Here is a 12,955-nt window from a genome sequence, read left to right on the forward strand (position 1 = left end):
GCGACTCAGCCCGCGACCTGCTTGATGCGGGCGATCAGTTCGTCGACCGCCTTGTCGACCGGAACCTTCTCGCTGACGACGCGGTTCATCGCCTTCGCCCACACGTTCTCGTTGTTCAAGATCGTGAACTTCCAGTTCCTGGTAAAGTCGAACTGAGAGGTGCCGCCCTTGAACTGAGTGTAGACGGCCTTGCGGTGCTTGTCGGCCTGCCAGAACGGGCTTTCCTGGCTTTCCTTCGTCACCGGGAACCAGCGGCCGAGCGCGCCCTCGATGTAGGGACGGATGTTCTCTTCCTGCAGCAGGAAGTTGAGGAACTGCTTGCCCTCGGCCTTGTTCTTGGCCGCGGTGAAGATCAGACCCGTCTTGACGTCGGAGCGATACCTGATGGTCGAACCGTCGGGAGCCTTGGGGAAGGACGCCGTGACGATGTCCTGCTCATAAGCCTTCTTGCCGGCCTCGCGCTGTTCCGGCGTGAGGTTCTGATTCTGCGATTCCTCGTACCATTTTGCTGCGATCGAGATCGTGAAGTTGTGGGTCATCACGATCGTCTTGTTGTGGAAGGCGACATTGTTGTCAGGGTCCTTCCAGGTGGTCGCGGAGGGCGGGGCGCAGCCCTTGCTGTAGGTGTCGGTGTAGTCCTTCAGCGCTTTGATCAGGCCGTCGCGGACCTTGGGGTCGTCGACCAGCAGCTTGCCGTCGTCGTCGACGAGCTTGACGTGGTAGGCGTCCATGAAGGTGTAGAACGATTGGAACGAGTCGGTGGATTCCACGCCCATCGGCTGGCCGACGGCATAGATGCGCTGGCCTGTGGCCTTACGGATCGCCGGCTGCACCTTGTCGCACCAGAAGCTCCAGTAGCCGGTCCAGTCGTTCGGGATGTCACTCTGCTTGAAGCCGGCCTTCTCCAGCATGTCGTTCCAGATCTGGACGTGCATGCTCTGCTGCTTCAGCGGGAAGCCGTAATAGGCCTTCTTCTTGGCGACGTCGTTGTAGAGGATCGAGGCGTCCAGCGTGTTCTGCACGAACCGGCTCTTGATCGGGTCCATGACGTCGGTGAGGTCCTCGAGCTTGCCCTCATAGGCCCACTTGCCCTGTACCTGCACGTCGTAGCTGTCGGAATAGGCGACGTCGGGCACGGTGCCCGCATCGAGTGCTGCGACGGTCTTCGGAATCATGTCCTGGATCGCGTATTGCGACAATTCGACCTTGATGCCGGTCTTGGCTTCAAACTTCTTGATCGTCTCGGCGAGCGCTTCGTCCTCGGACTTGTAAAAGCCCTTGACCCACCAGACCGTGATCGTCTTCTGTTGCGCAAATGCGGGCGCAGTGGCGGCAAACAGCCCAACCGCAGCGACCGCCAATGAAACTGCGCCAATAACCTTGGATTTCACGTTTTTCTCCCTCAAACGGCCGGTGTTTTAACCGGTCGTATAAAACACTAGCGCATGGTGGTAGCGCAATCAACGCATCTTGTCGGACCAAGATCGTGGCGTGTCGGGCTGCGGAGATGCATCATGCGCGCATCGATCCAATCGCCGCATCAATTCACTACGATCAATTCGCGATCATCGGGCAGCGGCAGAGGAACGCGATCTCAGTTGGACTTTGCATTCTCCTTGGCGTTCTCGGCCGTCGGCGATCCGTCCTGCGCCGGGCGCTTTCCGCCGCCCGTGATGCGCTGCTTGAGGAGATCGAGGAAGGGAGACGCCGCCGGCGACTGCCGGATCAGGCTTTCGGGATCGGGAAAAATCAGGGGATCGTCCCAGGGGCCCTGCACCATGAACGGCAATTGAAAGCCGGACGCCGTGTTGAGGCTCGCCACGCCCTTCATGTCGTATTCGCGGGTCGGCACCGAGGCGGTGCCGGTCAGCGTGATCTTGGCCGCCGGGCCCTCGATGCGGATGTCTTCGGCGGTGGCGATGCCGTCGGAGAATTTCACCGAGATCGTGAGCTTGTCGTATGGCGTCGAGCCGCTGCGGAAATTGCCGCCGCCCGACAGCGGCCGCCGCTCCAGCCGCTTCAGCAGCTGCTCGGCATTGAAGCCCGCGATCGCGCCGTTATGCCCGGTCACGGTGGCGCTGCCGTCAAGCGACTGCACGAGGCCGAACGGGCTCGAGCCCGAGGCGAAGAGCGAGACGTTGATATTGCCGCGGCCGGACAGCTTGTTGAGGCCGAACAGCTCGGTGGCGCAGGCCTGCAGATCCACGTCGGTGAACTGGAATTGTGCCTTGATGTCGGCGACCGTATCGGACCGCGCGATGCCGAACGAGCCCTTGGCGATACCGCCATAGACCTGCGCCTCACCGACCGAGAGCGCCAGCGTGCCGTTGCGCAAATTGGCGCCGATCGCGGTGCGGCCGAGCCTCGTGGGCCCGACCGTCAGCTTGGCCGCCGACAGGCGCATGTCGAGGTCGGTGGTCGACAATCCCTGAAGGTCGAACAGCTGCCTGTTCCAATCGCGCGCCCCGCTCGCGAGCAGGCGGAACGTCGAGATATAGGGTGTGAAGTCGAGCGCGTCGGCGGCGAGCGTGGCCTGCAGCGTCTGCCGGCCGTTATTGGCGTAGGTCATGACGCCTTCGGCGGCATTGCCGTCGAGCTCGACGTTGACATTGGTGAGCGCGATCGAGGCGCCGACGACGTTGGCGCGCGCCTTCAGCACGAAGCGGCCGAAGCCGCCGCTGCCGGGCTGCGGCTGTCCGGTCCAGCGCAGCGCGTTGCGCAAGGACGGGCTGTCCACCGTGAGCGTGCCCTCCATCATCGGGCTGGTGCGGTTGGCGACGCTGCCGTCGAAGGCGAGCTTGAGCGGCGCGCTGGCGATGCGCGCCTTCAGGCCGGAGCGGTCGCCGGAGAGGGCGGCGACGAAATCGGAAAAGCTGATCGAGCCGTCGACGCGCTCGCCGCGCCAGTCGAACTGCCCGGTCGCGGCAAAAGAGCGCGAGATCGAAGGCCAGGCCAGCGACAGGTCGATGTCCTCGAGCTTCTCGGTGGCATGCGTGGCAACGTCCTCGTAGTCGAGCACGCCGTCCTGGATGCGGATTTCGGAGAACGAGACCTGGTTCTCGGCCCCGGGCTTCATGGTGCGTGCGATGGTCTGGATGAAGGGCGTCCAGTTGCTCTCGCCGTCCGGCTTCAGGCTGACGTGGATGCGCGGCCGCAGCAGCGTCAGGTCGGCGATCTCGAAACGTTGCAGCAAGAGCGGCAGCAGCCGCAAATTCGCGGTGAGCACGTCGACCTGGAGCGCGGGAGCGCTGGTGCCGCCGCCCTTGAGGCCGACGTCGCGGAAGGAGATGTAGCTCGCCGGAAGCACCGAGATCTCGATGCTGCCTGCGACATTGAGCTCGAGCCCGGTGACGTCGCGGATCTGCGCTTCGACCGCCTTGCGCAACGCGTCGCGGTTGATGAGCCAGGAGGTCGCGATCAGGGCGATCAGCGCGAGGCCGAGCAGCGCCGCGATCGGCGTCCCGAGGCGCTTCATTCCTTGGGCCATGGTCAATGGCATGTCCTGATCGGGTTGGTCGTTGGAGCCAGAAGGGCGGGCCGCGAAACGTGTGTGCCGACGCCCAGATCCTATGGTGTTAAGTACCGCAACTTGATGGGTTTTCTTGACGCTTTCAAGGCCGCTGCTCGGTTATGCCCACGGCATGGGCAGCTTCTATCACCCGGGGGCGGAGCGGAGAACCCCGTATCATTGACGGCTTCGGACGATTTCGCCTAATAATCGCCGCCAATGAGGCGCGACGCCCGCCAGCCCAAGGTTCAGTCGAGGTTTTTGCATGAACAAGGTCTATCCCGACGCCAAGTCGGCGCTGTCAGGCATTCTAAAAGACAACATGATGATCATGTCGGGCGGCTTCGGCCTCTGCGGCATTGCCGAGGAGCTGTCGGACGCGATCCGGGATTCCGGCGTCAAGGGCCTGACCGTGGTCTCCAACAATGCCGGCGTCGACGGCATCGGCCTCAGCCGCCTGCTCGAAACCCGCCAGATCAAGAAGATGATCTCGTCCTATGTCGGCGAGAACAAGCTGTTCGCCCAGCAATACCTCGCCGGCGAGCTGGAACTCGAGTTCAATCCGCAGGGCACGCTGGCCGAGCGCATCCGCGCCGGCGGCGCCGGCATCCCGGCCTTCTACACCAAGACCGGCGTCGGCACGCTGATCGCCGAAGGCAAGGAAGTGAAGGAATTTGACGGCGAGAAGTACCTGATGGAGCGCGGCCTGTTCGCCGACCTCGCCATCGTGCATGCCTGGAAGGGCGACACCGCCGGCAACCTCATCTACCGCAAGACCGCGCGCAACTTCAATCCGATGATGGCGACCGCCGCGAAGATCACGGTGGCCGAGGTCGAGCATCTGGTTCCCGCCGGTGAACTCAATCCCGACCACATCCACACGCCCGGCATCTTCGTGAAGCGCATCGTCGAGGTCGGCACGGCCAAGAAGCGCATCGAATTCCGCAACACCCGCCCGCGTACCGCCGCTTAAGCGCAACAGGAGACTCACATGGCCTGGACCCGTGAACAGATGGCCGCGCGCGCCGCGAAGGAATTGCGCGACGGCTACTACGTCAATCTCGGCATCGGCATCCCGACGCTGGTCTCGAACTACATCCCCGATGGCATGGACGTCTCCTTGCAGAGCGAGAACGGCATGCTCGGCATGGGGCCGTTCCCCTATGAGGGCGAGGAAGACGCCGATCTCATCAACGCCGGCAAGCAGACGGTGAGCGAGCTGCCGTCGACCTCGTATTTCTCGAGCGCGGATTCCTTCGGCATGATCCGCGGCGGCCACATGGATCTGTCGATCCTCGGCGCCATGCAGGTGGCCCAGAACGGCGATCTCGCCAACTGGATGATCCCCGGCAAGATGGTCAAGGGCATGGGCGGCGCGATGGATCTCGTCGCCGGCGTCAAGCGCGTCGTCGTGGTGATGGAGCATTCGGCCAAGGACGGCCCGAAGCTCCTGAAGAGGTGCAATCTGCCGCTGACCGGCGAGCGCGTCGTCGACATGGTCGTCACTGATCTTGCCGTCTTCACCATCGACAAGCACGGCGATGGCGGCATGGCGCTGATCGAGCTCGCCGACGGCGTCACGCTCGACGAGATCAAGTCCAAGACCGAAGCCGAATTCCGCGTCGCGCTGAAGAACACGTAGGGTCGTCGTAAAGGGGCGCGCATGACGATACGGTCCGCGCGTCCCGAAGATGTCGAATTCATCGCACAAACCATCCTGAATTCGATGCGCGGCCACCGGCCGCGCGGCTAATTCGACGTGGCGCTCGGCTGGCCGGAAGCGGAGTGCCTCGCTTTCGTCACGCGCGTTGCCGTCGCACAGGCGGTGTCGATGTGGCATTTTTCGCAGTTCCTGGTCGCCGAGATTGATGGCAAGCCCGCTGCTGCACTTTGCGCCGTGCCGGCAGCCGGGACCGGACCGGCGGCATGGCGCGCGGTCGAAGAGGTCGGTCTCTCAATTGGGCTCACGGCGTCAGAGCTCGACGCCATCCGCCAGCGCGGTGCCTATTCGCGAGCCTGCTGGGTCCAGGGCGGCGAGGGCGACTGGATGATCGAGCATGTCGCGACCGACCTTGCCTATCGTCGTCGCGGCTTGATGCAGGCGTTGATCGCGCATGCGCTGGACAAAGGGCGGGCAGCTGGATTTGCCCGGGCGACGATATCGTTCCTGATCGGCAACGGGCCGGCCGAGCGCGCCTACGCGAAGGCGGGTTTTGTCTTCGCGGAAGAGAAGCGCGACCCGAATTTCGAGGCAATCATCGGCGCGCCCGGTTTTCGCATGTTCGCGCGGAAGATTTGAGCAGGTTGCAGGCGCCGGCGACAACCAAGCGTTTGCTATCAATTGGTCGAAGCGCCATGAATGTGCGGACGATGTGCTCCTTCAAGCGGGGCCGCTCGGCACTTCAGAGAACCGGGTCAGCCAGGCAACCGGGCCAATGCTGGCCGCGATGATCAGGAGGGCCGCGAGCGCGCCGTCCTCGAAATTGCCGCGGCTTGCGTACTGGTAGATCGACGTGGACAGTGTTTCGACGTTGAGGGGCCGCAGGAGCAGCGTTGCCGGCAGCTCCTTCAGGCAGTCGACGAACATGATGATGACGGCGCCAAGCATCGCGGGCCGGAGCAACGGCAGATAGATCTGCCTCAACATGACCCCCTGGCCTGCGCCGACCGCGCGCGCACTCTCGTCATAGTCGCTCGGAATGCTGTCGAACCCGGCCTTGATCATGCCGACCGGCACAGCCAGAAAACGAATCGTGTAGGCGATCACGACGGCCATCCCGGAGCCGACCAGGACCAGCCCGGGAAGCGAACGTCCGGTCCAGGTCGCGACCGCGCTCAGCGCATTGTCGACCGCCAGGACCGGGGTGAGCAGGCCGAGAGCGATGACGAGACCCGGCAGCGCGTATCCGGCCTGCGCGATGCTCAGCGCGACATATCGCAGAGGATCCGGCCGCAGGCGATGCGCGATCGTCGTGGCGAGCGCAAGCATCAAGGCCATGAGCGTTGCGAGCCCTGCAAAGGCAAACGAATGGAAGGTGTGGCGCCACAGCAGCGGGTCGAAATTTGCAAGCAGGCCGCGCCCGAGAGCCTGATGCGCCAGATAGAGCAGCGGGACCACGAAGCCGATCAGCACCGGCAGCACGCAGACCGCGAACGCGATCGACGCTCTTGCGCCCGACAGCGGGGTTCGCCGCCTCACATGCGGGCTTTCGGCCGAGAATTCGATGCTGGCGTTGCGACGGCCGTAACGCTCCATCGCGATCAGGCCGGCGACGATCGCAAGCATCAGGCATGCGAGCTGCGCTGCACCGGCAAGGCTGCCGCGGTTGAGCCAGGTGGTGAAGATCGAGACCGTCAGCGTGCGGATGCCGAGATATTCGCTGGCTCCGATGTCGTTGAGCGTTTCCAGCGCGACCAGCGCCACGCCGACCGCCAGCGCCGGCCGCGCCATCGGCAGTGAAACGCGCCACAAGATGGTCCATCGGCCGGCGCCCAGCGTCGTGGCCGCTTCCGCGAATTCGGCTGACTGAACCTGGAACGTCGCACGCGCCGAGAGATAGACGTAAGGGTAGAGCACGAGCCCGATCACGAAGATGGCGCCCGGCAGCGAGCGGAGGTTGGGCAGAAGGCCGAGGGCATCGCCCAACGGCAGCCAGGTCGCCAGGGTGCGATGCACCAGGCCCAGCGGTTCGAACAGATCGGCATAGACGTACGCCGCAAGGTAGGTCGGAATCGCCAGCGGCAGCGGCATCAGCCACAGCAGCATGCCCCGGCCGGCAAAATCGTGGCGCGACATCACCCACGCAGTGCCGGCGCCGATCAAAAGTGTGACTGCGCCGACCCCGACGAGCAGAAGGGCAGTGTCGAGAAGGGCGGCCGGCAGCACGTAGTTGATCAGGTCGTGCCACACATCGGATGCCGGCTGCAGAGCCAGCGAAACGATCGAGATCACGGGCGCCGCGACCAGGACCGCGGTTGCGATCGCGATGGCGGTTGCGGCGCGACCGGCGTGCACACGGCCCCTCGATCGAGGCCGTGTGCTCGTAGCTTCCAGCAGTTCGATAGACGTGGGCCGCCAGAGATCAGTTGTCAAAGCCGACCTTGTCCACCAGCGAGGCCGCAGCCTTGCGGTTGGCGGCGATCTTTGCGATCGGCAACGGATCCGGGACGAGCTTGCCGTAGCCGGCGATCGTCGCATTGACGGCGACACCGCTCCGAACCGGATATTCGTAGTTCTGGTCGGCATACATCTGCTGCGCCTGCTCGCTGACGAGCCACTCGATCAGCTTGGTACCGTTGGCCTTGTTGGGCGCGTTCTTGGCGAGCAGCACGCCGGAGAGGTTGACGTGGGTGCCGCCGCCCTCGAAGGTCGGCAGGATGACGCGGGTCGCCTCCGCCCACGGCTTCTTCTCGGGATCGTTGTTCATCATCAGCGCCCAGTAATAGGTGTTGCCGATGCCGATATCGCATTTGCCGGCGGCGACGTCACGCGCGGCTTCGCGATCGCCGCCCGACGGCTTTTGCGCGAGATTGGCCTTCAGGCCGCGCAGCCATTCCTCGGCCTTGGCCTCGCCGTACTTGGCCGCGTAGGCCGCGAACAGCGCGTTGTTATAGATGTGCTGGCCCGAGCGAATGCAGATCTTGCCCTTCCACTTGGGATCGGCGAGCTCCTCATAGGTGATCTTGTCCTGCTTGACGCGATCCTTCGAGGCATAGATCACGCGCGCGCGCATGGAGATGCCGGCCCAGTGTCCGTCCGGATCGCGATATTGCGCCGGCACGACCTTGTCGACCGCCTCCGACTTGATCGGCTGGGTGACGCCGGCCTGCACGGCCTCGTCGATGCGGCCGATGTCCACCGTCAGCAGCACGTCGGCCGGACTGTTGGCCCCTTCCGCCTTCATACGCTGCTCCAGACCGGAGCTTGCGGAGACGACGTTGACCTTGATGCCCGTGTCCTTGGTGAACGCATCGAACAGCGGCTGGATCAGCTTGGTCTCGCGGTAGGTATAGACGTTGACCTCGCCATTGGCGGCGGCCTCCGACACGAAAGACGTGGTCAGGCTCAACACCGCCGCAGACGCGGCGAGGACGCGAAGATAGATCATAAGGGCTGCTCCCAGGCGCGAGATTGAACGCCGATTGAGTAGCGCAGGCGGGGGGCCAACGTCAGCGACGCGATGTCGCGAGGGCATAAGCTTAGAGTAATTCCAAAGTACGTTTTAGACTCATTCTAATACCTGGGGCGACGTCCTGGGAAACGATTGGCGCCCTATGATCTTGCCGGCCTCGTCTTGCTCAGGCGCTGCGAGACGCTGGCCAGCCACGACGTCTCCTCGCGCACCAGGCGGAAGCCGAGATTGGCGGGCGGCACGCCCTGGGCGCAGCCGCCGGCACGGGCGTCGCGGATGAAGTCGGTGACATAGGCGCGGTGCGCGCCCTCGGCGACCCGTACGCCGCAATTCACGGTCGCGCGGCCCGCATTGCCGGCGTCATCGACACGCGAGCGGACGAAGCACGTTGCAGTCCACTCCCAGACGTTGCCGGCGAGGTCCTCGACGCCATGCTCGTTCGGGCCGAACTTGCCGAAGCGATGGGCCGTGGTGTCGGAGAACTCGCGTTCGGATTCGCGCTCGTAGCGGCTGATCCAGCGCTTCGAAGGGTCGCTTGCATCGACCGGTCCCCCGTCATCCCGGAATCTGGAGCCGGCGGCAAAGGCCCATTCCTCGTCGCTCGGCAGGCGGTAATGGTGGCCGGTCTTGCGCGACAGCCAGCCTGCATAGGCCTCAGCGTCGTGCCAGCTAACCTGCACTGCGGGACGATCGGGGGCGATCCCGACCTCGCGATCGAGTGCGCGGCAGGCGCCATCCTGGACGCAAAGCTGATAGTCGGATGAGGCCACCTGATTCCGCATGATGCGCAGCGGCCGGTTCATCCGGATGGTGCGCATCGGCGCTTCCGCCTGCTGTCCGCCGCGGGTGAAATCGCCGGCCTCGCGATAGGCGAAGCTGCCCGGGGCGACCTCGACCAAGGCCGGCTCGCCGACGGCATGGCGCATCGTCGGCTCCGAGACCAGAGGCGCAACGGCCAGCGGCCCCGCAAGCCCGGCCGCGCAGGCAAGTGCCAGCTTGAGCTTGAATGCGATCAGCACAATCATTCCTCCGAAGAAAGACGAAGGGGCCGGCGATGACCGGCCCCTTCGTCGCGTCTAGTTGGTGCTGGCAGGAGGTATTTCGGCAGGCGCCTTCACTTGCATCATCAGATCGTCGTTCCACTTGCCTTCGACCTTGAAGTGCGCGGTGGCGCCGAGACTAGCCGCCTCGATCAGGTTATGCGTGACATAGGCGTAGATGCCGGGCTGCTGGAACTTGTACAGCGCAGCTCCCGCCGAGCCGCCGCGGATGAACCAGGTCTCGAGCCCGACCTCGGGCGCGTTGCCGAACTTGCCGGTCTCCCAGACATAGTCGCCGTGGCCACCGATCAGATGCGGACGGCTGTCGCGATTGGCCTGCGAGTGCACGATCAGCACGTTCTCGCCGACCTTCGCGGTGAGCGCGTTCTTGCCGGTGAGTGCGCCAACCTTGCCGTTGAACACGACATGGGTCGGGGTCAGCTTCTTCATCACCTCTTCGGTCTCGGTGAAGGCTTCGCCCGGCGATTCGTAGGACTTGAAATTGCCCTTCTCGTCGCGCGGCACGTACATGTCCTGCTCGCCGATATAGTAGACCTTGTCGTATTTCAGCGCGCGGCCCTTGCCGTCGTTCAGCCCCTCGCGCGGCAGCACCATCACGGCACCGTTCATGCCCGAGACGACGTGCCAGGGGGTCATCGGGCCGCCCGGTGCGCAGTGATAGACGAACACGCCGGTCTTGGTCGCCTTCCAGCGCAGCACGACCTGTTCGCCGGGATTGATGAGCGTGAGCTCGCCGCCGCCGAGCGCGCCGGTCGCGGAATGGAAGTCGATGTTGTGCGGCATGGTGTTGGTCGCGGGATTGACCAGCGTCAGCTCGACATAGTCACCCTCGTGCACGACCATGAGCGGGCCCGGCATCGAGCCGTTGAACGTCATCGCCTGGAAGGTGGTGCCCTTGTCGTCGACGACGACTTTCTTCTCCTCCACCGTCATCCTGAACTCGACGACCTTGGGGCCCTGTGTCGTGGCCTGCTCGTGCGCGTGCACGAAGGGCGGAGCGACCAGCTCCACCTTCTGACGCGGCAGCTTGAGATCGCCGGCGGCGAAAGCCGGGGTCGCCAACATCAGGGCGGTCGCGGTGGCGCTGATCAATGCGGCTCTGCGGGTGAACATCGGAAGCATCCTTCATCTGAAATGATTTTGATGACGGAGTGCAGTGTGCGCCGATTGCGGCAAGCGTGTTTGTGCTGCGACAAGCTTCCGCCGGATTCACGTTCGGCAACATGACCTAGATTTCTCGAAGAAGCGGGGTCGGCGATGCCAACTCACCGCGTCCGCAGGCGAGACGCCGATCGAGGCGGAGCGTCAGCTCCGCGGCAAGTTGTTTGGACGTTCAAGCTGGATGGCGATTTCGACCGCCGCCGCTCATGCGGCTCAGATCGCAAGGCAAGCCTTGACGAAGGTGCGGCCGGTCAGAGCAGGTTCACGGCAAGCCAGACCAATCCCCAGATCGCCAGCGACAGCACGGCGAAGACGGCGATCGCGGCGGCCAGGGCGCGCACCACGCCGACGGGGGCCGGCGCGGCCGGGGCCGGCCGGAAGTCGTCGAAACGAGGGATATGGCCACGGACGTCGAGCAGGGAGAGAATGAGTTCGAATGCGAAAAGCCTCATGGCAAACGCTCCGGATGGCCGCGATTTTCCTCACCATGGCCGGGAACCGGCGGCCCCGCTTTGCGCGAGCGCAAAGCCGTGTCCGCCGATCCGGGTTATTTGAATTCATTCCGTGATTTGCCGCGATGTCTTGCGCGCGGCGGACATTTACGAATGGGTAATTTATGAGAGCTGATCTTGCGGCGATCTACGGCGAGGAACGCCTGCCACGCTACACCAGCTATCCGACCGCACCGCATTTCACGGCCGCGATCGGCCCGGACACCTATGCCCGCTGGCTGGCGGAGCTGCCGGTGGCCGCCAGTGCATCGCTCTATCTGCACGTGCCGTTCTGCCGCGAGATGTGCTGGTACTGTGGCTGCCATACCCAGATCGTCCGCCGCGACGATCTCGTCGCCGGCTACCAGCGGACGCTGCGCGGCGAGATCGCGCTGACCGCCGAAGCCATCGGCCACCGCATCAAGGTCGAGCACATCCATTTCGGCGGCGGTACGCCGACGATCATGGCGCCGGACGCCTTTGCCGAATTGATGGCGACGATGCGCCAGGAATTCTTCGTTCTGCCTTCGGCCGAAATCGCGGTCGAGATCGATCCCCGCACGTTGACCGCGGACATGGTCGAGGCGATGCGGCTGTCCGGCGTCAATCGCGCGAGCCTCGGCGTGCAGAGCTTCGATCCCGTGGTACAGCGGGCGATCAACCGCTTGCAGAGCTTCGCGCAGACGGCGTCCGTGGTCGAGCTGCTCCGCGGCGCCGGAATCGAGGGCATCAATTTCGACCTGATCTACGGGCTGCCGCACCAGACAATGGCTTCGTGCCTGGAGACTGTGCGGCGCAGCCTCGCGCTCGCGCCCAGCCGCTTCTCGGTGTTCGGCTATGCTCACGTGCCGGACTTCAAGAAGCACCAGCGCATGATCAACGAAGGCATGTTGCCCGACGGCCTTGCGCGCCACGACCAGGCCTGCGCCATCGCCAATGCGCTGAAGGAAGCCGGTTACGTGCAGATCGGGCTCGATCATTTCGCTCGGCCCGACGATGCCATGGCCGTGGCGTTCGAGCAGGGCACGCTGCGGCGCAATTTTCAGGGCTACACCACCGATCGGAGTGAAATCCTGCTCGGCTTCGGCGCCAGCGCGATCGGGCACCTGCCGCAGGGCTATGTCCAGAACGAGGTGCAGATCGGCGCCTATGCGCAGAGCATCGCTGCCGGCCGCTTCGCCACCGTGAAGGGCTATGGCCTCACCGATGACGACCGGCTGCGCGCCGACATCATCGAACGCATCATGTGCGAGTTCGGTGCCGATCTCGGCGACATCTGCGCGCGCCACGGCGCGGAAGCCGGCGCCATGCTGAAATCGGCCTCTCGTCTGAAGCCGCTGATTTCCGATGGCGTCGTGAGGCTGGACGGCGAGCGGCTCGCCGTCGCCGGAGATTCGCGCTTCCTGGTCCGCAGCGTCGCCGCCGCGTTCGACGCGCATCTGGATCCGGCCAGGCAGTTGCACAGTAGGGCAGTGTAGCTCTTCTTGTCATTCCGGGCTCGCGCCAAGCGGCGCGCCCCGGAATGACGGCAGAGGAACCGGCAACAGCTTGCGCTCCGACAAAGAAACTCAGTCCCGCGCCGCTATCGTCAATTCGGAACGG

General features: G+C 64.4%; 11 protein-coding genes. 4 read left to right on the forward strand and 7 right to left on the reverse strand.

Annotated features, from left to right (window positions below):
* Positions 1-5: 5 nt before the first annotated feature.
* Positions 6-1,391 (reverse strand): ABC transporter substrate-binding protein, encoded by a 1,386-nt coding sequence (locus tag P0R31_RS34725; protein ID WP_275519207.1) that lies wholly within the window; start codon positions 1,389-1,391, stop codon positions 6-8.
* Positions 1,392-1,594: 203 nt separating this feature from the next.
* Positions 1,595-3,487: an AsmA family protein gene (locus P0R31_RS34730; protein ID WP_275519208.1), complete on the reverse strand. Its 1,893-nt coding sequence runs from the start codon at positions 3,485-3,487 to the stop codon at positions 1,595-1,597.
* Positions 3,488-3,773: 286 nt separating this feature from the next.
* Between P0R31_RS34730 and P0R31_RS34735 the strand changes: the two genes are divergently transcribed.
* The 3 genes from P0R31_RS34735 (at position 3,774) to P0R31_RS34745 (ending at position 5,807) form a co-directional block, all read left to right on the forward strand.
* A complete protein-coding gene (locus P0R31_RS34735; RefSeq protein ID WP_035998773.1) occupies positions 3,774-4,481 on the forward strand; it encodes a CoA transferase subunit A in 708 nt (235 codons plus the stop codon).
* An 18-nt stretch (positions 4,482-4,499) separates the two neighbouring features.
* On the forward strand, positions 4,500-5,150 hold the full coding sequence (locus tag P0R31_RS34740; RefSeq protein WP_035998776.1) for a CoA transferase subunit B: 651 nt from the start codon (positions 4,500-4,502) through the stop codon (positions 5,148-5,150).
* 117 nt (positions 5,151-5,267) lie between these two features.
* Entirely contained in the window at positions 5,268-5,807 is a 540-nt protein-coding gene (locus P0R31_RS34745; RefSeq protein ID WP_275519209.1) for a GNAT family N-acetyltransferase, read from the forward strand.
* An 81-nt stretch (positions 5,808-5,888) separates the two neighbouring features.
* Here P0R31_RS34745 and P0R31_RS34750 read toward each other — a convergent pair whose 3' ends face one another.
* The 5 genes from P0R31_RS34750 to P0R31_RS34770 all read right to left on the reverse strand — a co-directional run bounded on the left by P0R31_RS34750 (position 5,889) and on the right by P0R31_RS34770 (position 11,314).
* Complete coding sequence (locus tag P0R31_RS34750) at positions 5,889-7,523, reverse strand: ABC transporter permease (RefSeq protein ID WP_036041149.1); 1,635 nt, start codon at positions 7,521-7,523, stop codon at positions 5,889-5,891.
* Positions 7,524-7,590: 67 nt separating this feature from the next.
* Positions 7,591-8,616, reverse strand: coding sequence for a Fe(3+) ABC transporter substrate-binding protein (locus P0R31_RS34755; protein WP_035998784.1), 1,026 nt, complete (start codon positions 8,614-8,616; stop codon positions 7,591-7,593).
* 164 nt (positions 8,617-8,780) lie between these two features.
* Positions 8,781-9,659 carry an SUMF1/EgtB/PvdO family nonheme iron enzyme gene (locus P0R31_RS34760; protein ID WP_275519210.1) on the reverse strand — a complete coding sequence of 293 codons (879 nt, stop codon included), beginning with the start codon at positions 9,657-9,659 and terminating at the stop codon, positions 8,781-8,783.
* Positions 9,660-9,716: 57 nt separating this feature from the next.
* Positions 9,717-10,814 carry a copper-containing nitrite reductase gene (nirK, locus tag P0R31_RS34765; protein ID WP_275519211.1) on the reverse strand — a complete coding sequence of 366 codons (1,098 nt, stop codon included), beginning with the start codon at positions 10,812-10,814 and terminating at the stop codon, positions 9,717-9,719.
* Between the two features lie 299 nt (positions 10,815-11,113).
* Positions 11,114-11,314, reverse strand: a complete 201-nt coding sequence (locus P0R31_RS34770) for a hypothetical protein (protein ID WP_275519212.1) — start codon at positions 11,312-11,314, stop codon at positions 11,114-11,116.
* Positions 11,315-11,478: 164 nt separating this feature from the next.
* Between P0R31_RS34770 and hemN the strand changes: the two genes are divergently transcribed.
* A complete protein-coding gene (gene hemN / locus P0R31_RS34775; protein ID WP_275519213.1) occupies positions 11,479-12,831 on the forward strand; it encodes an oxygen-independent coproporphyrinogen III oxidase in 1,353 nt (450 codons plus the stop codon).
* Positions 12,832-12,955 lie beyond the last annotated feature (124 nt).

This window comes from Bradyrhizobium yuanmingense, assembly GCF_029167105.1.
GTDB lineage: Bacteria > Pseudomonadota > Alphaproteobacteria > Rhizobiales > Xanthobacteraceae > Bradyrhizobium > Bradyrhizobium yuanmingense_A.